Consider the following 19,276-nt stretch of genomic DNA (forward strand, 5'->3'; position numbering starts at 1 on the left):
CGACCGACAGTTAGGACCACCGTGCGCCGCAACGCCGGTTTGCTACTCACCCTGCCGTTGCTGCTGGCGGTCGCCTGCAGCAGTACCCCCAAGGCGGCCGGTCCGGCGACGCCGTCCGCGGCGAGCGCCGCCCCGACGGTGCCGGCGCCGGTCGGCGAGGCGTCGCCGATGCCCACCCTTTCGGGGGGCGGATTCGGCAGCAAGGCCACCATCACCATCCCCGAGGGGCAGCAGCCCAGCGGCCAGTTCGTGGTGAACACGGTCAGCGAGGGCGAGCGCTCGACCGTCAACAAGGGCGACTGGGTGACGGTCAACTACACCGCGAAGGACTGGACCACCGGCAAGGACCTGCCCAGTTCGTACGACCCGGGCGGGAAGCCGCAGCTCTACCAGGCGGGCAGCGGGCAACTGGTGCCGGCGTTCGACCAGAGCGTGATCGGCAAGAAGGTGGGCACCCGGCTGCTGGTGGTGGCCCCGCCGGCGGCGGCCTTCGGCGATCAGGGCTCCGGCCAGCTGGGCGTCAACAAGAACGACACCGTGGTGTTCGTGCTGGACATCATGGAGAGCCTGCCGCAGGACTCCACGCTCACCGGGAACATGACCCAGCCGGCCGCGACGCTGCCGCAGGTCAAGGACAACGGCAAGGCGCCGGTGACGATCACGATCCCGGCCGGTCAGGCCGCGCCCACCGACCTGCAGCAGGCGGTGCTGATCAAGGGCGAGGGCAAGCAGGTCAAGAGCGGGCAGACCCTGGTGGTGCAGTACACCGGGGTGCTGTGGAGCAATGGCCAGCAGTTCGACTCCTCCTGGACGCACGGCGGCGCGCAGGCGGTGCAGATCGGCACCGGCAGTGTGATCGAGGGCTGGGACAAGGGCCTGGTCGGGCAGAACGTGGGCAGCCGGGTCCTGCTCGTGGTGCCGCCCGCGCTCGGGTACCAGGACAAGCCGCAGGGCGCGGTCCCGGCGAACTCCACGCTGGTCTTCGTGATCGACATTCTGGAAGCGGTCTAGGAAGTCACCCGGAAGATTCCGTACGCTTGGGCGGACGCTCGTACAACGAAGCGTCCGCCCTCATCCTGAGCTGTCATACTGCCCTCGCGCTGTGGCAGGCGCCGCCCGGCGCCAGGTCGGGGGCGGGCCGTGCGGCGGCAGGCCGGCGCTCAGCACGCCGGGCGCAGACCTGAAAGACCTGTGGCGAGATGGATGGGGAGTCATGACTGAGAAGACGCCGAGCCCGGGCGGGGCCGGCACCGCGGCGAACGACAGCTCTGCGGGTGACCCGGCCGCCTCTCGCCCCGGCGGCCCGCTTCCGGGGGACGGCGAGTCGATCGTCGTCCCGCCGTCGATCCTGAAGCAGCAGGCCGGCTGGGCGCAGCCCGGCGAGGCGCCGCGTGCCGCGGGCGGGACCAAGACCGACGACACCCCGCAGATCTTCGCCTCCAACGTGCGCAAGGCCGACACCTCCGAGGCCGGGTACGACGAGAACCCGCCCGGCGTCGGCCGGCTCGGTGTGATCCTCGGCACGGTGCTGGCCGTTCTGCTGGCCGGCAGCGCCGTGACGCTGTACATGGTCAACAAGGACGGCAGCAAGGACACCAACGCCGCCCAGCCGGACGCCGCCAAGACCGCGCCGCCCACGCCGAGCGCCGAGCCGGTGCCGCCGATCAAGGACAGCGCCAAGGTGCTGCCGACCGTCACCGGCGACTTCGGTAAGAAGGCCGACATCCAGGTGCCGGGCGAGGCGTCGGACGGCACCTTCGTGGTCAAGGTGCTCTCCGAGGGCACCGGCGCCAAGGTGGACAAGAACTCCTGGACCTCGGTGGACTACACCGCCAAGGACTGGAACACCGGCAAGGACATCCCGAGCTCGTACGACGCGGACGCCAAGCCGCAGATCTTCCAGGCGGGCACCGACTCGCTGATCCCGGCGCTGGACCAGGCCGTGATGGGGAAGAAGGCCGGCAGCCGGCTGCTGGTGGTGGCCCCGCCGGCCGCCGCGTTCGGCTCCCACGGCAAGGCCGACATGTCGATCGGGCCCAAGGACAACCTGATCTTCGTGATCGACATCCGCAACGCCAACGCGCCCGACTCGACGGTCAGCGGCACGGTCACCCCGCCGCCGGCGGACTTCCCGCAGGTCAAGGACAACGGCAAGAAGCCGGCCGACATCACGCCGGTGGCCGGTGCCAAGGACCCGACCGAGCTGAAGAGCCACGTCCTGATCAAGGGCACCGGGCCGAAGGTGGAGAAGGGCGAGAAGATCGTCGTCCAGTACACCGGCGCGCTGTTCAAGGACGGCAAAATGTTCGACTCCTCGCTCGGCAAGGGCCAGGCGTACGCCTTCCCGCTCGGCGGCGGCCAGGTCATCCCGGGCTGGGACCAGGGCCTGGAGGGCCAGACCGTGGGCAGCCGCGTCGAGCTGGTGGTCCCGGCGGCGCTGGGCTACGGCGACAAGGGCCAGGGCGACATCCCGCCCGGCGCGACGCTGGTCTTCGTGGTGGACATCCTGGACGCCGGTCAGGGCTGATCCACTTTCGGGTGACAATGGTGGAGTGTGACCTTCGGGTCGGAATGCAACGCGAAACGTGAGAAGAGGGACTGTGAGCGTCAACCTCAACGAGAAGCCCGAGATCGACTTCCCGATCGGCGACGCCCCGACGGAGCTGCAGATCCGCGACATCGTCGTCGGTGACGGCGCGGAGGCCAAGAAGGGTCAGAACGTCAGCGTCCGCTACGTCGGCGTGACCTTCGAGACGGGCGAGGAGTTCGACGCCAGCTGGAACCGGAGCCCGAACGAGTTCCGCTTCCCGCTGGGTGCCGGCCGCGTCATCAAGGGCTGGGACCAGGGCGTCGTCGGCATGAAGGTCGGCGGTCGCCGCGAGCTGACCATCCCGTCGCACCTGGCCTACGGCGACCAGTCGCCGACCCCGCTCATCCCGAAGGGCTCGACCCTGATCTTCGTGGTCGACCTGCTGGCTGTCTGAGCCTGCTCGCGCCGTGGGCCGGACCCCTCCGGGGGCCCGGCCCACGGGCATGTCCGGGCCCGGCGGGCACGGCTCCGGGACCGGGTGTGGGACGCCGCTTTTGCACTGCGTACCGCTACCGGTACGGTCGGTCCCGCCGGGTGGTGATCGCCCGGTTGGCGCACCCCGCGCGCGGCGCGGCACACCGGAAGGGTCAGCGATGGCGATCGCCAAGGCAGAGCGGCTGATGAATCTCGCCCTGTGCCTGATGAACACCAGACGTCCGCTCTCCAAGAAGGAGCTGCGGGAATCCATCGAGGCGTACCGCGAGGCCTGGCAGGGCAGCAGCGAGGACGCCTTCAACCGGATGTTCGAGCGGGACAAGGACGACCTGCGCGAGCTCGGCCTGGTGATCGACGTCGACGAGAGCGCCCTGGACGGCGAGCTGGGCTACCTGGCCCGCGCCGACCGCAACCGGCTGCCCGAGATCGCGCTGGACGCCGAGGAGGCGGCCGCGCTGACCCTGGCCGCCCGGGTCTGGCAGCAGGCCAAGATGTCCGGCGCGGCCAGCGGCGCGCTGCAGAAGCTGCGCGCGGCCGGGGTGCCGTTCGCCGAGCCCGAGGGCCGTACCGCCCTGGAGCCGCGCATCCCCGCCCGGGAGGCCGCGTTCGAGCCGCTGCTCACCGCCGCCCGGGACCGCCGTCCGGTCACCTTCGAGTACCGCAAGGCCGGCGCCGCCGCCGTCGAGCAGCGCAGCGTCGAGCCGTGGGCGCTGGAGTGCTGGCGCGGGCACTGGTACCTGGCCGGGTACGACCGCGACCGCGGCGACGCCCGGGTGTTCCGGCTCAGCCGGATCACCGGCAAGGTGCGGGCCAAGAACGGGGCCTTCCTCGGCACCGTGCCCGAGCACGTGGACGTCCGGGCCACCGTGGCGAAGTTCGCGGGGGAGGGCGCCACCGCCACCGCGACCGTCCGGGTCCGCCGGGGCGCCGGCTTCCCGCTGCGCACCAAGGCGCTGAACAGCACCCGGGTGGACGAGGTCTGGGACGAGCTGGAGATCCCGTACGGCAACGGGCTGGGCGCCGACCTGGCGGAGTTCGGGCCGGACGTGCTGGTGCTCGGGCCGGAGGAGCTCCGGGCGGATGTGGTCGACCGGCTGCGGGCGGTCGCGGGTATCGAGGTGGACGCATGAGCAACGCCATTGACCAGACGCGACGGATGCTGTCACTGGTCACCTATCTGCGTGAGCGGCCGGGGGCCGAGGTCGCCGAGGTGGCCCGGGCCTTCGGGATCAGCGAGCGCGAGCTGATCGGGGACCTCAACGTGCTGCCGATGTGCGGCACCAGCTTCCGCGGCGGCGACCTGCTCGACATCGACACCGACGGCGAGCGGATCTGGTGGCACAACGTCGACGACGTGGCCCAGCCGCTGCGGCTGGCCGCCGACGAGGCGACCGCGCTGCTGGTGGCCGCCCGCGCGGTGGCCGGGCTGCCCGGGCTGCGGGCCGGGGACCGGGAGGCGCTCACCCGGGCCGTCGCCAAGATCGAGAACGCGGCGGGGGAGAGCGCCGAGGGCAGCGCCCGGGTCGGCGTGACCTTCGAGGCGGAGAGCCACGTCTTCGCCGACATCGACCGCGCGCTCAGCGAGGGCCGCCGGCTCTGGCTGCGCTACTACTCGCACGGGCGCGGCGGGATGACCGAGCGCGAGGTCGACCCGATCCGGCTGCTCACCGAGGGCCACACCTACCTCGAGGCCTGGTGCCGCACCTCCGAGGACCACCGGATGTTCCGGCTGGACCGGGTTGCCGAGATCCGCGTCCTGGACGTCCCGGCCGACCCGCCCCGGCGCGAGCCGCGCGACCTGAGCGGCGGGCTGGTCAACCCGGCGGCGGACGACCCCGAGGTGGTCGTCGAGGTCTCCTCCGGTGGCCGCTGGGTGGCCGAGTACTACACCCACGACCGGGCCGAGGAACTGCCCGACGGTGGGCTGCGGATCACCCTGCGCAGCGCCGACCCCTCCCAGCTGCGCCCGCTGGCGCTGCGGCTGGGCCGGGACGGCCGGATCGTCTCGCCGCCCGAACTGGCCGAGCAGGCGCGCTGGGCTGCGCGGGAGGCGCTGGCCGCCTACGGGGAGGGGCAGGTCTGAGCGGTGGAACCCGGGACCAGATTCAAGGTGTACTGCTCGGAGTGCCGGGAGAAGGTGGAGCTCCCGGCCGAGGAGTTCCGGCTCACCCTCGGTCGCACCCCCGCCCAGGCGCACTACAGCTTCGGCTGCCCGCTGTGCGGGGCGGCGGTGCGCAAGCCGGCCGGGGAGAAGATCGTCGAGGCGCTGGTCGGGGCCGGGGTCCGCACCATGCGGCTCGTCCCGGCCGAGGGGTAGGGCCCGTATAGGGTGGGGCGCATGTCCTGGATGCTCGTCGCCGCCGTCCTGCTCGCCACCGCGGGCCTGCTGGTCCTGGGGATCCTCGCGATCCGGCTGTGGCTGGACGTGCGGGCGCTCGCCAAGGGCGTGGACACCGCCTCGCGGGCGCTGGCCACGGCGGCGGAAGAGCTGGCGGACGCGGTGCCGAGCCGGTCGTAGCGCCTCCGCGGTCCGGCCCGGCCGGGGCGTCGGCGGTACGGGGGCTGCTGCGCGCGGGCAGGGGCGGGTTACGCTCTCAGATGGCTCCTGAAACCGTGTACCGGGGGTCGCTGTCCTGTTCGGGCGGCCGTCGTCGTGGCGTCATCCGCAGCGGTTACCATCCGCAGCGGACGGCCCGTCGGGCCGCCATGACTGAAGGTGGTCGCGCATGCGTATCTCGATGACCGGGATCGTGGTGATCGTGGTCCTCGCCATCGTGCTGTTCGGAGCCAAGCGGCTGCCGGAGCTGGCGCGGTCGCTGGGACAGTCGCTGCGGATCCTGAAGAGCGAGGCCAAGGCGATGCGCACGGACGGCGAGTCCGAGGGGAGCGCCCCGGCGGCGCCGGCTGCTCCCGGGCAGGTGGACGGCGGCGCGGTCAGGACCGTCCAGGCCGCTCCGGGCGCGTCGGCCACGGCCCGTCCGGTGGCGGAGCCCGGCGCCGGGCCGTCGGCGTCCGACGGCGACCGCCCGCACTGAACGCGGCGCACACGGCGCACGTGACGCACGCGACTATCCATGGAGGCCCGTCGACCGGCGGGCCTCGACGCACGATGTGAGGACCGGGGTTGAGCAAGCTCTCCAAGGCGCCGACGGCGTCCAAGGCGTCGAAGGACCCTGAGGGGCGGATGGCCCTCGCCGACCATCTGCGGGAACTGCGCAACCGCGTGGTCAAGTCGGTCCTGGCCATCCTGGTGATCACGATCGTCGCGGCGGTCTACCACAAGCAGCTCGAGGAATTCCTGCTGAAGCCGCTGCCGCGCTGCACGAAGGACACCGCCGACCAGTTCCACGGCAAGTGCGCCCTCGTTTCCAACATCGGTCTGACCGCCGGTTTCACCTGGATGCTGAAGGTCTCGCTGACCGCCGGCGTGGTCGGGGCCGTGCCGGTCTGGCTCTACCAGGTCTGGGCCTTCGTGGCGCCCGGCCTGCACCGGCACGAGAAGAAGTACGCGGCCGTCTTCATCGCCTGCGGGGCCCCGCTCTTCCTGGCCGGCGTGGGCGCCGCGATCATGGTGCTGCCGGTCACGGTCGACGTGCTGCTCTCGTTCACGCCGAACAACACCACGCCGATCCTGCCGCCCGAGGACTACCTCGACATCGCCACCCGGATGGTGCTGGTCTTCGGCCTGGCCTTCGAGTTCCCGCTGCTGCTGGTGATGCTGAACCAGGTCGGCATCGTGACGGGCAAGCGGCTGCTCAGCTGGTGGCGCGGGATGGTCATGGGCATCACCGTGTTCGCCGCGTTCGCCACGCCGGGTGCCGACCCGTTCAGCATGCTGCTGCTGGCCGCGCCGATCTGGGCGCTGTACTTCCTCGCGGTCACCATCTCGCTGCTCAACGACCGGCGGAAGGCGCGCCGCAACCCGGACGCCGGGCTGGACGACGAGGAGGCCTCGCACCTGGACCTCACCGTCCAGCCGGTGGCCGGTGCGGAGACCGTCGAGGCCTCGGCGGCTCCGGCGGCCACCGCCGCCCCGGTGCCGGCCGCGCGCCACGAGCAGATGGACGACATCACCTGAGCCGACCTGTCCTGAGGGAGCCCCGGCCCGTCGCTCGCGAGCGGCGCGCCGGGGCTTTCCGCTGGTCGGGGCCCTTTCCGGGGCCCTTTCCGGGGCCTTCCGGGTGCCGGCCGGGCGCTAGCGGGGGTTTCGGCCGCGCGGTCTTGGCAGGGTGGATGGCATGTGACATATTACTGACGTGCTGAAGACCGAGAGACCTCCCCTGGATGTCGTCGTGGTCGGCGCCGGTGTGGTCGGCGCCGCCTGCGCCTACTACGCCGCCCGCGCCGGGCTCGCCGTCGCCGTCGTGGACCGCGGGCCGGTGGCCGGCGGCACCACCGGCGCGGGCGAGGGCAACCTGCTGGTCTCCGACAAGGAGCCCGGGCCCGAACTCGACCTCGCCCTGCTCAGCACCCGGCTCTGGGGCGAGCTCGCCGAGGACCTCGGCGCGGCCGTCGAGTACGAGCCCAAGGGCGGCGTGGTGGTCGCCTCCACCGCCGCCGGACAGGACGCGCTGCGGGCCTTCGCCGCCGGGCAGCGCGCCGTCGGAGTGGTCGCCGAGGAGGTGCCCGGCGAGCGGCTGCGAGAACTGGAACCGCACCTCGCCCCCGGCCTGGCCGGCGGCTTCCACTACCCGCAGGACGCCCAGGTCCAGCCCGCCCTGGCCGCCGCCCACCTGCTGCGCGAGGCCCGCCGGGCCGGCGCCGAGCTGATCACCGGGGAGACCGTGACCGCCGTCGACCGGGGGCCGGACGGCGCCGTGCGCGGCGTACGGACCGACCGCCGCCGACTGGCCGCGCCCGCCGTGGTGAACGCGGCCGGCACCTGGGGCGGCGAACTGGCCGCGCTGGCCGGAGTGCACCTGCCGGTGATGCCCCGGCGCGGCTTCGTCCTGGTCACCGAGCCGCTGCCGCGGGTCGTCCGGCACAAGGTCTACGCCGCTGACTACGTGGCCAACGTGGCCAGCGGATCGGCCGGGCTGGAGACCTCCGCCGTGATCGAGGGCACCCCGGGCGGACCGGTGCTGATCGGCGCCAGCCGGGAGCGGGTCGGCTTCGACCGCACGCTCTCCCAGGAAGTGCTGCGCCGCCTGGCCGGCCAGGCGGCGGAACTCTTCCCGCTGCTCGCCGACGTCGCCGTGCTACGCGCCTACCGGGGCTTCCGCCCGTACCTGCCGGACCACCTGCCGGCCATCGGCGCGGACCCCCGGGTGCCCGGGCTCTACCACGCCTGCGGGCACGAGGGGGCCGGCATCGGGCTGGCCCCGGCGACCGGGCTGCTGATCAGCGAACAGCTCACCGGCAAGCAGCCGGAGCTGGACCTCGCGCCGTTCCGCGCGGACCGGTTCCCGGCGGTCTGAGACCGACCCCGCGTGAGCTCGGGCCCCCGCGTGAGCTCGGGGCCCGGCATAGCTCGGGGCTCCGCATAGCTCGGGCCCGTAGGAGATTCCGTCCCGCATGAGATTCCGTCCTGGATTGGAGAAGCCGCCGATGCGCCGCCGCACCCCCGCCGGGCTGGTCGAGGCCGAGCCCGGGCCCGCCCACCACATCGAGTTCGACGGGCGGCCCGTCCCCGCGCTGCCCGGGCAGTCGATCGCCGCCGCGCTCTGGGCCGACGGCGTGCTCGCCTGGCGCACCACCCGGGTCGGCGGGAAGCCGCGCGGGGCGTTCTGCGGGATCGGCAGCTGCTTCGACTGCCTGGCCACCGTGGACGGCCGACCCAACCAGCGCACCTGCCTGCTCCCCGCCGAGCCCGGCACCACCGTCACCACCCAGGAGGGCCACGGCCGTGCCGACCTCGCCGTCTGACTCCTCGTCGTTCGACCCCTCGCCGTTCGACCCCCTGCCGTTCGACCTCGCGGTGGTCGGGGCCGGCCCGGCCGGGCTCGCCGCCGCCGTCACCGCCGCCGACCTCGGGCTGCGCTGCGTCCTGCTGGACGGCGGGCAGCACACCGGCGGGCAGTACTACCGCCACCCGGCGCCCGGCCTCGGCGCGGCCCGGCCGGACCGGCTGCACCACCACTGGTCCGCCTACACCGGCCTGGCCGACCGGCTCGCCGCCCACGAACGGGCCGGGCGGGCCGCCTTCCGGGCCGGGCACCAGGTCTGGGCGCTGGAGCGCTCCGGGGACGGCTTCGCGGCGCACGTCACCCGCGGGCCCGAGAGCAACGACCGGGCCACCGTCCGGTCCCGGTCGGTGCTGCTCGCCACCGGCGCGTACGAGCGGCAGCTGCCGTTCCCCGGCTGGACCCTGCCCGGGGTGGTCACCGCGGGCGGCGCGCAGGCGATGCTCAAGGCCGGGCTGGTGCTGCCCGGGCGACGGATCGTGGTCGCCGGGAGCGGGCCGCTGCTGCTCGCGGCGGCGTCCTCGCTGGTCACCGCCGGGGCCGAGGTGCCCGCGGTGGTCGAGGCCACCGCCTACCTCGGGTACGCGCGGCGGCCGGGCGTGCTGGCGGGCGTCCCCGGCAAGCTGGTCGAGGGCGCCGGGCACGGCGGCGCGCTGCTGCGGCACGGTGTCCGGCTGCGCCCGCGCAGCGCGGTGGTCGAGGCTCACGGGACGGACCGGGTCACCGGCGTCACGGTGGCCCGGCTGGACGCCGAGTGGCGGCCGGTGCCCGGCACCGAGCGGCGGATCGACTGCGACGCCCTAGCCGTCGGCCACGGCCTGCTGCCGCAGATCGACCTGGCCACCGAACTGGGCGCACGGACCCGTACCGGGCCGGACGGCGCGGTCGCACTGGCGGTCGACGCCCGGCTGCGTACCAGCGTGCCCGGCCTCTGGTCGGCGGGGGAGACCAACGGCGTCGGCGGCGCCGACCTCGCGCTCGCCGAGGGCGAGCTGGCCGCGTACGCGGTGGCCGGGGCGCTGCCGACGGCCGCGCTGCTGCGCCGCCGCTCGCGGCTGCGGGCCTTCGCCGAGCTGATGGCCGCCGCCCACCGGCCGGGCCCCGGCTGGACCGGGTGGCTGCGCCCGGACACCGACGTCTGCCGGTGCGAGGAGGTGCCGGTCGCGGCGATCCGGGAGGCCGTGGACGAGCTGGGCGCGGGCGATCCGCGCACCGTCAAGCTGCTCACCCGGGCCGGGATGGGCTGGTGCCAGGGGCGGATGTGCGGTCCGGCCGTGGCCTGCCTGGCCGGCTCGGGTGAGCCCGGACCGGACCGACGGCCGCTGGGCTGCCCGGTGCCGCTCTCGCAGTTGGCGGCGGGGCCCTCCCCGGAGTCGTAACGGGCCCGTTGTCGAACGTGACGGGCCGGGGACCTTGTCTCCGGCCTGTCCGCTCTTATAAAATGTCACACCTCACCAAGGAGTTCACCGTGTCCATCACCCCGCACGACACCACCCGTCCCTGGCGCGGCATCATGGTCGCCACCACGATCCCGCTGCGCCCGGACCACTCCGTCGACTACGACGCGTACGCCGAGCACGTCCGCTGGCTGATCGACTCCGGTTGCCAGGGCGTCGTCCCCAACGGCTCGCTGGGCGAGTACCAGACGCTCACCGCCGAGGAGCGCGCCCGGGTCGTCGAGGTGGCCGTCGAGGCGGCCGGCGACGGCTCGCGGGTCATGCCCGGTGTGGCCGCGTACGGCAGCGCCGAGTCCCGCCGCTGGGCCGAACAGGCCGCCGAGGCCGGCGCCGGCTCCGTCCTGCTGCTGCCGCCGAACGCCTACCGGGCCGACCACGCCTCGGTGCGCGCGCACTACGCCGAGGTCGCCAAGGCAGGCCTGCCGATCGTCGCGTACAACAACCCGATCGACACCAAGGTGGACCTCGTCCCCGCGCTGCTCGCCCAGCTGCACGGCGAGGGCTCGATCGTCGCGGTCAAGGAGTTCAGCGGGGACGTCCGCCGGGCGTACGAGATCGCCGAGCTGGCCCCCGGGCTGGACCTGCTGATCGGCGCCGACGACGTGCTGCTGGAGCTGGCGCTGGCCGGCGCGGTCGGCTGGATCGCCGGCTACCCGAACGCGCTGCCGGAGGCCTCCGTGGCGCTCTACGACGCCGCCGTCAAGCACGACCTGGAGACCGCGCTGCCGCTGTACAAGTCGCTGCACTCGCTGCTGCGCTGGGACTCCAAGACCGAGTTCGTCCAGGCGATCAAGCTCTCGATGGACCTCGCCGGGCGCCCCGGCGGTCCGGTCCGGGCCCCGCGCCAGCCGCTCACCCCGGAGGTCGAGGCGGCCGTGCGCGCGGCCACCGAGAAGGCGCTCGCCGAGGGCCTCGCCTGAGGCTGCCCTCGGTCCGGTGGCCTCGGACTGAGGTTGCCGCTCGGTCCGGTGACCCCGGACTTCCCGGCCGGCTGCGGGGGCAGCCGGCCAGGCCCCCATCAACCACCAGAACCTGTACGGGAGTTGTGACCCATGCGCAGCCGTCACGTGTTCCACGCCGTCGACTCGCACACCGAGGGCATGCCGACCCGGGTGATCACCGGCGGCTTCGGCGTCATCCCGGGCGCCACCATGGCCGAGCGCCGGGTGCACTTCCAGCAGCACCTGGACCGCTTCCGCACCCTGCTGATGTACGAGCCGCGCGGCCACGCGGCGATGAGCGGCGCCATCCTCCAGCCGCCCACCCGGCCGGACGCCGACTTCGGCGTGCTCTACATCGAGGTCTCCGGGCTGCTGCCGATGTGCGGGCACGGCACCATCGGGGTCGCCACCGTGCTGGTCGAGACCGGGATGGTGCCGGTCGTCGAGCCGGTCACCACCGTACGGCTGGACACCCCGGCCGGGCTGGTGATCGCCGAGGTGCACGTCGAGGACGGCGCCGCCAAGGCGGTGACCATCCGCAACGTGCCCTCCTACTCGGTCGCGCTGGACCGCAAGATCGAGGTGCCCGGCTACGGCACCGTGACCTACGACCTCGCGTACGGCGGCAACTTCTACGCCATCCTGCCGCTCGCCGAGTTCGGGCTGCCCTTCGAGCGCGAGCGCAAGCAGGAGATCCTGGACGCGGGCCTCGCGATGATGGACGCGATCAACGCCGGCCCCGACCGGCCGGTCCACCCGGAGGACCCGTCCATCCACAGCTGCCACCACGTCCAGCTGCTCGCCCCCGGCTCCACCGCCGAGCACTCCCGGCACGCCATGGCCATCCACCCCGGCTGGTTCGACCGCTCGCCCTGCGGCACCGGCACCTCGGCGCGGATGGCCCAGCTGCACGCGCGCGGGGAACTGCCGCTCGGGCAGGACTTCCGCAACGACTCCTTCATCGGCACGACCTTCGTCGGGCGGCTGGTCGAGGGCACCGAGGTGGCCGGGCGGCCCGCCGTGGTGCCCACCGTCACCGGGCGGGCCTGGGTCACCGGCACCGCCCAGTACTTCCTCGACCCGAGCGACCCTTTCCCGGCGGGGTTCCTGCTGTAAGCCCCGCCTGCTCCGACCCGGCGGGCTTCCCGCTCTGACCCCCCCTGAAGGGCTGCTAGTCGTGACCATCACCTCGTACAACCCCGCCGACCCGGACGACCTCGTGGTCGCCGTCGAGGAACCCGGCGCCGAGGCCGTACGGGCCGCCGTCGGGCGGGCCCGGACGGCGCAGGCCGGCTGGCTCGCGGCCGGCGCGGGCGCCCGGTCGGCGGCACTCGGCCGGATCGCCGACGCGGTCGAGGCGCACGCGGAGGAACTCACCGCGCTGATCGTGCGCGAGGTCGGCAAGCCGCTCGCCGAGGCGCGCGGCGAGGTCGCCCGGACCGCCGCGATCTGGCGCTACTACGCGCAGGCGCCGTACGCGCCCTCCGGGGCGGTGCACGAGACCGCCGCCGGGCCCGGCCTGCTGCTCACCCGGCGCCGCCCGTACGGGGTGGCCGGGCTGATCGCGCCGTGGAACTTCCCGCTGGCGATCCCGAGTTGGAAGGCCGCTCCGGCGCTGGCGGTGGGCAATACGGTGGTCCTCAAGCCGGCCCCCGAGGCGACGGCGTGCGCGCTGCGGCTCGCCGAGCTGGCTCTCGCCGCCGGGCTGCCCGCCGAGGTGTTCACGGTGGTGCCCGGCGGGGCGGAGGAGGGCACGGCGCTGGTCGACGCGGCGGACGTGGTCTCCTTCACCGGCTCGACCGGGGTCGGCCGCGCCGTGGTGCGCGCCGCGACCGAGCGCGGGGTGCCGGTGCAGGCCGAACTCGGCGGACTGAACGCCGCGTTGGTGCTTCCCGACGCCGACATCGCCCAGGCCGCCGGCCACATCGCGGCTGCCATCGCCGGGTACGCCGGGCAGAAGTGCACCGCCACCAGCCGGGTGATCGCGGTCGGCGCCGCGTACGAGCCGCTGCGCGAGGCCCTCGTCAAGGCGCTGGCGGCGGTCGACGACTCGGTGTGCGGGCCGGTGGTCAACTCCGGCGCCCGGGACCGGCTCACCCGCGCCGTCGGCTCGGCCGTCGAAGCCGGGGCGAACGTGCTCACCGGCGGCGGGGTGCCCGAGCGGGCCGGCTGGTACGTCGAGCCCACCCTGCTCGCCGACGTGCCGGCCGAACACCCGCTGGCCCGCGAGGAGTTCTTCGGCCCGATCGCCGTGCTGCACGCCGCCGCCGACCTGGACGCGGCGATCGCGCTCGCCAACGACACCCCGCACAGCCTCTCCACCTCGGTGCACACCGGCAGCCTGGACGTGGCGCTGGCCGCCGCCGACCGGCTGGACGCGGGGATGATCCGGGTCAACGCCCCCTCCAGCGGCGTCGACTTCCACCTGCCCTTCGGCGGGGCCAAGGGCGCGAGCCACGGCGAACGCGAACAGGGCCAGGCCGCACTGGACTTCTACACCGTCAGCCGGACCGTCAGCGTGCTGCCCGGCGGAGGCGCCTGATGTACGTCCGCACCGTCGACTACCACACCGCCGGCGAGCCGTTCCGGATCGTGCTGGACGGCGCGCCCGTGATCCCCGGCGACACCGTCGCCGAACGGCGGGCCATCGCGCTCGGCGCCGGCGGCAGCGCCACCGCGCCCCGCCCCAGCGCGCTGGACGAGGTCCGGCAGCTGCTCACCCGCGAGCCGCGCGGCCACGCCGGGATGTACGGCGGATTCCTGGTGCCGCCGGACGACGACGAGGCGCACCTGGGCGTGCTGTTCTGGCACAAGGACGGCTACTCGACGGCCTGCGGGCACGGCACCATCGCGCTCGGCGCCTGGGCGGTCGACTCCGGACTGGTGGCCGCCCCCGAGGACGGCGTGGCGCGGGTGCGGATCGACGTGCCCTCCGGCCGGGTCACCGCGCTGGTGCACCGGGCCGGCGGGCGGACCACCGGCGTCACCTTCCGCAACGTGCCCACCCGGGTGAGCGCGCTGAAACTGCCGGTGGAGACCTCGCGCGGAACGGTGGAGGTCGCGGTCGCGCACTCCGGCGCCTGCTACGCCTCGGTGCCGGCCGCTTCGCTGGGGCTGGCCGTGGAACCCGCTCAGCTACCCGAACTCACCGCCTTGGGGCGGGAGATCAGGGCGGCGCTGGCCGGCGCGGAGGCCGTGGCGCACCCCACCGACCCCCGGCTGTCGGGGGTGTACGGGGTGATCCTGTACGACGAACTCCCGCCGGGCGAACTCCCCTCGCTGGAAGGGGTGTTGAACCAGCGGAACGTCACCGTCTTCGCGGACGGGCAGATCGACCGCTCGCCCTGCGGCTCCGGCACCTCCGCCCGGCTCGCGGTGCTCGCCGCCGAGGGACGGCTGGCGCCGGGGGAGCCGCTGCGGCACGAGTCCGTCATCGGCACGGTGTTCACCGGCCGGGTGCTCCCGGGCGGTGACCCGCTGGGCGAGGGCGTCGTCACCGAGGTCGGCGGGACGGCCTGCCGCACCGGCGAGCACGGCTTCGTCCTGGAGCCGGGCGACGAACTGGGGACGGGGTTCCTCCTGTGAGTCCAACTGCAAGTCCCGGTAGGGCGGTTGTGCCGCTCCAGTACGCCGTACCGGGCACCGGCGGAGTCGGGCCCGCCGGGGCGGTGGGGGCGATCGAGCGGGTGCTGCTGGACGGGTTCGACCCGGAGGCCGCACCCGCCCGGTCCGCCGTACCGGTGCCGGCCGGCGAGTTGCTGCTGATGCCGGCCGCCGCCGGACCGTACGCGGGCGTGAAGATCGCCGGGGTCGCCCCCGCCAACCCGGAACGGGGGCTGCCCCGCATCACCGGCAGCTACCTGCTGCTGGACGGGCCCACCCTGCAACCGCTCGCGCTGCTGGACGGCGCCGCGCTCACCGCACTGCGCACGCCGGCCGTCACCGCCGCCGCGCTGCGACGGCTGGCGGTGCCGGAGGCCGAACACCTCGTGCTGTTCGGCTCCGGGCCGCAGGCGTACGGGCATCTGGACGCGCTGCTGGCCGTCCGGCCGCTGACCCGGCTCACGGTGGTCGCACGCCGGGCCGAGGGGGCCGCGGCGCTGGTCGCGTACGGGCAGCGGCTCGGGCTGACGGCCGCCGTCGGCGGGCCGGAGGCGGTCGCGGAGGCGGACCTGGTGGTCTGCTGCACCACCGCGCGCACGCCGCTGTTCGACGGCGCGCTGGTGCCCGCGCACGCGGCGGTGGCGGCCGTCGGCTCGCACGAGCCGGACGCGCGGGAGGTCGACGAGGCGCTCGTCGGACGCGCCGAGCTGTACGTGGAAGCCCGGTCGGTCGCGGCCCGGGAAGCCGGGGACCTGCTGATGGCGGGCGTGGCCGGGCGGCAGGTGTGGAACCTCGCCGAACTGGTGCGCGGCGACGCGCTGGTGCCGACCGGGCGGCCGCGGTTCTTCAAGAGCGTCGGGATGGCGTGGGAGGACCTCGCGGTCGCGGCGGAGGTGTACCGGGCGGGTGGCGGCCAGGCGTCGTAGCGGGTCGGTCGAGGCGGCCCGGCCGCAGCTGGTCGGCCGCTGCGGCCCGGTCGTGGCGGTCCGGTTGTTCGGACGGCCGTCGTACGGCGCTGCCTCGATCGGCAAGTCCGTTGCTCCTGACGCTGGTCGGGAGTTGTGAAGCTGAAGTCGGCCCGGCGGGAAGGGATCCCCCGCCGGGCCGACTTCTTCGCGTTTCAGCCCTGGTCGCGGGTGTAGGTGGCGAGCAGGCGGGCCAGGTGCTTGCCGGTGACCAGCAGGGGCTCCTCGCTGCGGGCGACCTGCGCGGCGAGCTCGGCGCCCTCGAGGATGTTGATCACCGTGCCGGCCAGTTCGCGGGCGTCCTGCGCGTCGATGCCGGCGGCGCGCAGCCGTTCCTCCACGATGGCCCGCCAGTTGGCGAAGGCCTCGGTCACGGCCTGCTCGATCACCGGTACCCGGCCGACCGTCTCCAGGGCGGTGGTGGTGATCGGGCAGCCGTCCTGCCAGTCGGAGGCACGCAGTTCGGTGGCCAGCATCCGGGTACAGGCGGTCATCGCCTCGCCGAGGTCCGCCGAGGAGTCCAGTCCGGCGCGCAGCAGGACGGCGAACTCCTTGTCCCCGTGCCGGATCGCCTCGGCGGCCAACTCCTGCTTGCCGCCCGGGAAGAAGTGGTAGACGGAGCCGAGGGTGGCCTCGGCCTCGCGGGAGATCTGCTTGATCCCGGTGCCCTCGTACCCCTGGCGCTGCAGCAGCCGGGAGGTGGCCCGGACGATCCGCTCGCGGGTGCCGACGGTGGTGGTCTTCTCGGGCGTCTCGGACGTCTTCACGGCGTGATCCTAGCCGAAATATGAATAGAGCGTTCGTTCCAGAGCTGTGTTAGCGTCAGCTCCGTCGCTCTGGATAGAGCGTTCGTTCCAACGGAGGGGTAGACGTATGTCCGTCGAGCAGCAGTCGAAGCAGCAGCCGGAGCAGCAGCCGGAGCGATCGGTGACGGTGATCGGGCTCGGCCCGATGGGGCAGGCCATGGCCGGGGCGTTCCTGGACGCCGGGTACGCCGTCACCGTGTGGAACCGTACGGCCGCGCGGGCCGATGAACCGGTCGCCAGGGGTGCGGAGTTGGCGTCGAGTGCGGAAGCGGCGGTGGCGGCGAACGAGCTGGTGGTCCTCAGCCTCACCGACTACGACGCGGTGTTCACCGTGCTGGAGTCGCTGGACCCGGCCGTGCTCAAGGGCAAGGCCGTCGTCAACCTCAGCTCCGACACCCCCGAGCGGGCCCGCGAGGCCGCCCGCCGGCTCGCCGAGCACGGGGCCGGACACCTGACCGGCGGGGTGCAGACGCCGCCGTCCGGCATCGGCAGCCCCGAGTCGTCCACCTTCTACAGCGGCCCGGTCGAGCTGTTCCAGCGGCACCGGGCCGCCCTGGAGGTCCTCACCGGGGCCGACTACCGGGGCGACGACCCCGGGCTGGCACAGTTGTACTACCAGATCCAGATGGACCTGTTCTGGACCTCCATGGTCGGCTACCTGCATGCCACGGCGATCGCCGAAGCCAACGGCATCTCGGCCGAGGAGTTCCTGCCGTACCTGAGCTCGACGGCCGCCTCGCTCCCCGGCTTCCAGGCGTTCTACGCGCCGCGGATCACCGCCGGGGACCACCGCGGGGACGTCGACCGGATGGCGATGGCGCTCGCCAGCATCGAGCACGTCCGGCACACCGCGGAGGCCTCCGGAGTGGACGGCGCACTGCCGGCGCTGCTGGCGGAGGCGTTCCGGCGCGGCGTCGAGAGCGGCAACGGCGCGGCGAGCCTGACCGCGCTGGTCGGGCAGTTCCGCCGGGCGTAGCCCGGTCCCGTACGGCAGATCGTGTGCCGTCGGCCGTTGTCACGGTCGGCGGCCGCTGCCACCATGGGTTTCGGCGGCTGACGGGTTGTTTGAATCGCGGACTGTTGCGTACTCAACGTAACGTGACATTGTACACTGGTGTTCTGCACCCACCCGGAGGAACACCATGGCCGACCTCAAACCCCGCACCCTGATCTCCGTCCAGGAGCGGCTTCGCGACCAGGTCGCCCACGCACTCCGGGCGGCTCTGATCTCCGGCGAACTGCGCCCCGGCGTCGTCTACTCCGCGCCCGCCCTCGCCGCCGACTTCGGCGTCTCCGCCACCCCCGTCCGCGAGGCCATGCTCGACCTCGCCCGCGAGGGTCTCGTCGAGGCCGTCCGCAACAAGGGCTTCCGGGTCACCGAACTCACCGAACGCGACCTGGACGACTACACCGAGATCCGCGCCCTGATCGAGGTCCCGACCGTCGGCCGGGTCACGCAGACGGCGACGAAGGAGCAGCTGGAGCGGCTGCGCCCGCAGGCGGAGGCGATCGTCGCGGCCGCACGCAAGCACGACCTGATCGGCTACCTGGAGGCCGACCGGCAGTTCCACCTCGACCTGCTGGGGCTCGCGGGCAACGCGCGGCTGGTCGACGTCGTCGGCGACCTGCGCAAGCGCTCGCGCCTGTACGGGCTCAACCGGCTCGACGAGCGCGGCGAGCTGGTCTCCTCGGCGGAGGAGCACCTGGAACTGCTCGACCTGATGATCGCGGGCGACGTGGCGGCGGCGGAGGCCTGCATGACCCGCCACCTCAGCCACGTCCGCTCCCTGTGGGCCGGCCAGGACGAGGCGGCGGAGCCGGAGCGGCCGGCGCTGCGCCTGCGGGCCCGGTAGGGGCTAAACCGCCCGTTCGGGTGAAGACTGAGGATCGGGCGTCGGGGGGCGCCCGGGCTCTACGATGATGCTCTCGACATCGGCAGCCAGGAGGAATTCCATGTCCGCCGCAGCAGTGGAAGAGCCGTTCGAGCAGCAGACGCTGCTCGAAACCGCCGAGCTGATCTCCAAGCAGTTCGTGGGGCACCGGGTCGAGATCCTCGGAGGACAGATCACAGTGACGCCGCCTCCCGACGGGCCGCACGGGGAAACGCTCACGGACCTCATGATCCCGTTGTGGGCTGCAGGGCTTCACGGTGACACATCTCGAGTGGTCCAGGGGATGGGTATGTGGCTGCCAGGAGGCCTGTCCGATTACGCGATTCCCGACCTGTCTCTTGTCGATGCCGACTATCGGGACCATCTGATCGAGCATAATTGCTATGATCCGGCGGTCTTTCGGTTGGTCGTAGAGGTCACGTCCTCCAACCATCTATCTGATGTCAAGATCAAGCCGGGAATCTATGCCGAAGCGGGAGTGCCCGTTTACGTCATCGTCGACCGTAAGAACCTGAAGGTCATGGTTCTTACCGAGCCACGAGATGGCGAGTACCGGGTGCATGCCGTCCACCACCCGGGCCAGTCGTTCACGTTGCCGGAGTCGATCGGCGCGTCGGTGACGCTGTCGGTGGACGACGTGCTGACTGCCAAGAAATAGTGCCGTACTCCGTGCTCGGTATGGCC

Annotated in this window: 21 protein-coding genes; 20 read left to right on the plus strand and 1 reads right to left on the minus strand. The window is 73.3% G+C overall.

Features of this window, described 5'->3' with window-relative positions:
- Window positions 1–21 precede the first annotated feature (21 nt).
- The 17 genes from ACZ52R_RS12900 to ACZ52R_RS12980 all read left to right on the plus strand — a co-directional run bounded on the left by ACZ52R_RS12900 (window position 22) and on the right by ACZ52R_RS12980 (window position 15,855).
- A complete protein-coding gene (locus tag ACZ52R_RS12900; RefSeq protein WP_465625563.1) occupies window positions 22–1,011 on the plus strand; it encodes an FKBP-type peptidyl-prolyl cis-trans isomerase in 990 nt (329 codons plus the stop codon).
- 202 nt (window positions 1,012–1,213) lie between these two features.
- Complete coding sequence (locus tag ACZ52R_RS12905) at window positions 1,214–2,527, plus strand: FKBP-type peptidyl-prolyl cis-trans isomerase (protein ID WP_360498262.1); 1,314 nt, start codon at window positions 1,214–1,216, stop codon at window positions 2,525–2,527.
- Between the two features lie 73 nt (window positions 2,528–2,600).
- Complete coding sequence (locus ACZ52R_RS12910) at window positions 2,601–2,984, plus strand: FKBP-type peptidyl-prolyl cis-trans isomerase (protein WP_360498264.1); 384 nt, start codon at window positions 2,601–2,603, stop codon at window positions 2,982–2,984.
- A gap of 199 nt (window positions 2,985–3,183) precedes the next feature.
- Window positions 3,184–4,155, plus strand: a complete 972-nt coding sequence (locus ACZ52R_RS12915; RefSeq protein ID WP_465625564.1) for a helix-turn-helix transcriptional regulator — start codon at window positions 3,184–3,186, stop codon at window positions 4,153–4,155.
- Window positions 4,152–5,108: a helix-turn-helix transcriptional regulator gene (locus ACZ52R_RS12920; protein ID WP_465625565.1), complete on the plus strand. Its 957-nt coding sequence runs from the start codon at window positions 4,152–4,154 to the stop codon at window positions 5,106–5,108. Before ACZ52R_RS12915 ends, ACZ52R_RS12920 begins: the two co-directional genes overlap by 4 nt.
- Window positions 5,109–5,111: 3 nt before the next feature.
- On the plus strand, window positions 5,112–5,342 hold the full coding sequence (locus tag ACZ52R_RS12925; protein ID WP_360498270.1) for a hypothetical protein: 231 nt from the start codon (window positions 5,112–5,114) through the stop codon (window positions 5,340–5,342).
- A gap of 21 nt (window positions 5,343–5,363) precedes the next feature.
- Window positions 5,364–5,543, plus strand: a complete 180-nt coding sequence (locus ACZ52R_RS12930; protein WP_360498272.1) for a hypothetical protein — start codon at window positions 5,364–5,366, stop codon at window positions 5,541–5,543.
- Between the two features lie 208 nt (window positions 5,544–5,751).
- On the plus strand, window positions 5,752–6,060 hold the full coding sequence (gene tatA, locus ACZ52R_RS12935; RefSeq protein WP_465625566.1) for a Sec-independent protein translocase subunit TatA: 309 nt from the start codon (window positions 5,752–5,754) through the stop codon (window positions 6,058–6,060).
- A gap of 149 nt (window positions 6,061–6,209) precedes the next feature.
- Complete coding sequence (gene tatC / locus ACZ52R_RS12940; protein WP_465625590.1) at window positions 6,210–7,103, plus strand: twin-arginine translocase subunit TatC; 894 nt, start codon at window positions 6,210–6,212, stop codon at window positions 7,101–7,103.
- Between the two features lie 178 nt (window positions 7,104–7,281).
- The gene (locus tag ACZ52R_RS12945) at window positions 7,282–8,442 is read left to right on the plus strand and encodes an NAD(P)/FAD-dependent oxidoreductase (RefSeq protein WP_465625568.1); all 1,161 of its coding nucleotides are present in this window, start codon (window positions 7,282–7,284) and stop codon (window positions 8,440–8,442) included.
- A 97-nt stretch (window positions 8,443–8,539) separates the two neighbouring features.
- Complete coding sequence (locus ACZ52R_RS12950; RefSeq protein WP_465625570.1) at window positions 8,540–8,890, plus strand: (2Fe-2S)-binding protein; 351 nt, start codon at window positions 8,540–8,542, stop codon at window positions 8,888–8,890.
- Window positions 8,871–10,307: an FAD/NAD(P)-dependent oxidoreductase gene (locus ACZ52R_RS12955; protein ID WP_465625571.1), complete on the plus strand. Its 1,437-nt coding sequence runs from the start codon at window positions 8,871–8,873 to the stop codon at window positions 10,305–10,307. Before ACZ52R_RS12950 ends, ACZ52R_RS12955 begins: the two co-directional genes overlap by 20 nt.
- A 62-nt stretch (window positions 10,308–10,369) precedes the next feature.
- Window positions 10,370–11,305, plus strand: a complete 936-nt coding sequence (locus tag ACZ52R_RS12960) for a dihydrodipicolinate synthase family protein (RefSeq protein ID WP_465625572.1) — start codon at window positions 10,370–10,372, stop codon at window positions 11,303–11,305.
- Window positions 11,306–11,437: 132 nt separating this feature from the next.
- Window positions 11,438–12,442: a proline racemase family protein gene (locus tag ACZ52R_RS12965; RefSeq protein WP_465625574.1), complete on the plus strand. Its 1,005-nt coding sequence runs from the start codon at window positions 11,438–11,440 to the stop codon at window positions 12,440–12,442.
- Window positions 12,443–12,503: 61 nt separating this feature from the next.
- Window positions 12,504–13,868, plus strand: coding sequence for an aldehyde dehydrogenase family protein (locus ACZ52R_RS12970; RefSeq protein ID WP_360498284.1), 1,365 nt, complete (start codon window positions 12,504–12,506; stop codon window positions 13,866–13,868).
- Window positions 13,868–14,911: a proline racemase family protein gene (locus ACZ52R_RS12975; RefSeq protein ID WP_465625577.1), complete on the plus strand. Its 1,044-nt coding sequence runs from the start codon at window positions 13,868–13,870 to the stop codon at window positions 14,909–14,911. The genes ACZ52R_RS12970 and ACZ52R_RS12975 overlap by 1 nt, the downstream gene beginning before the upstream one ends.
- Before the next feature lie 29 nt (window positions 14,912–14,940).
- A complete protein-coding gene (locus tag ACZ52R_RS12980; protein ID WP_465625579.1) occupies window positions 14,941–15,855 on the plus strand; it encodes an ornithine cyclodeaminase family protein in 915 nt (304 codons plus the stop codon).
- Between the two features lie 194 nt (window positions 15,856–16,049).
- Here the strand turns inward: ACZ52R_RS12980 and ACZ52R_RS12985 are convergent, their stop codons facing one another.
- A complete protein-coding gene (locus ACZ52R_RS12985) occupies window positions 16,050–16,661 on the minus strand; it encodes a TetR/AcrR family transcriptional regulator (protein WP_465625581.1) in 612 nt (203 codons plus the stop codon).
- Window positions 16,662–16,767: 106 nt separating this feature from the next.
- Here ACZ52R_RS12985 and ACZ52R_RS12990 point away from each other — a divergent pair, with 106 nt between their 5' ends.
- The 3 genes from ACZ52R_RS12990 (at window position 16,768) to ACZ52R_RS13000 (ending at window position 19,250) form a co-directional block, all read left to right on the plus strand.
- A complete protein-coding gene (locus tag ACZ52R_RS12990; RefSeq protein WP_465753455.1) occupies window positions 16,768–17,676 on the plus strand; it encodes an NAD(P)-dependent oxidoreductase in 909 nt (302 codons plus the stop codon).
- Between the two features lie 166 nt (window positions 17,677–17,842).
- Complete coding sequence (locus ACZ52R_RS12995; RefSeq protein WP_360498294.1) at window positions 17,843–18,553, plus strand: GntR family transcriptional regulator; 711 nt, start codon at window positions 17,843–17,845, stop codon at window positions 18,551–18,553.
- A 100-nt stretch (window positions 18,554–18,653) separates the two neighbouring features.
- Window positions 18,654–19,250, plus strand: a complete 597-nt coding sequence (locus tag ACZ52R_RS13000) for a Uma2 family endonuclease (RefSeq protein WP_465753456.1) — start codon at window positions 18,654–18,656, stop codon at window positions 19,248–19,250.
- Window positions 19,251–19,276 lie beyond the last annotated feature (26 nt).

It is taken from the genome of Kitasatospora sp. NPDC034023 (genome assembly GCF_055575795.1).

Excerpts from the sequence above, each read along its gene's own strand:
- tatA (WP_465625566.1), top strand. The coding sequence starts at position 5,752 with ATGCGTATCTCGATGACCGGGATCGTGGTGATCGTGGTCCTCGCCATC.
- ACZ52R_RS12915 (WP_465625564.1), top strand. The coding sequence starts at position 3,184 with ATGGCGATCGCCAAGGCAGAGCGGCTGATGAATCTCGCCCTGTGCCTG.
- ACZ52R_RS12990 (WP_465753455.1), top strand. The coding sequence starts at position 16,768 with ATGTCCGTCGAGCAGCAGTCGAAGCAGCAGCCGGAGCAGCAGCCGGAG.
- ACZ52R_RS12950 (WP_465625570.1), top strand. The coding sequence starts at position 8,540 with ATGAGATTCCGTCCTGGATTGGAGAAGCCGCCGATGCGCCGCCGCACC.
- ACZ52R_RS12975 (WP_465625577.1), top strand. The coding sequence starts at position 13,868 with ATGTACGTCCGCACCGTCGACTACCACACCGCCGGCGAGCCGTTCCGG.
- ACZ52R_RS12930 (WP_360498272.1), top strand. The coding sequence starts at position 5,364 with ATGTCCTGGATGCTCGTCGCCGCCGTCCTGCTCGCCACCGCGGGCCTG.
- ACZ52R_RS12920 (WP_465625565.1), top strand. The coding sequence starts at position 4,152 with ATGAGCAACGCCATTGACCAGACGCGACGGATGCTGTCACTGGTCACC.
- ACZ52R_RS12960 (WP_465625572.1), top strand. The coding sequence starts at position 10,370 with ATGTCACACCTCACCAAGGAGTTCACCGTGTCCATCACCCCGCACGAC.
- ACZ52R_RS13000 (WP_465753456.1), top strand. The coding sequence starts at position 18,654 with ATGTCCGCCGCAGCAGTGGAAGAGCCGTTCGAGCAGCAGACGCTGCTC.
- ACZ52R_RS12905 (WP_360498262.1), top strand. The coding sequence starts at position 1,214 with ATGACTGAGAAGACGCCGAGCCCGGGCGGGGCCGGCACCGCGGCGAAC.
- tatC (WP_465625590.1), top strand. The coding sequence starts at position 6,210 with ATGGCCCTCGCCGACCATCTGCGGGAACTGCGCAACCGCGTGGTCAAG.
- ACZ52R_RS12965 (WP_465625574.1), top strand. The coding sequence starts at position 11,438 with ATGCGCAGCCGTCACGTGTTCCACGCCGTCGACTCGCACACCGAGGGC.
- ACZ52R_RS12995 (WP_360498294.1), top strand. The coding sequence starts at position 17,843 with ATGGCCGACCTCAAACCCCGCACCCTGATCTCCGTCCAGGAGCGGCTT.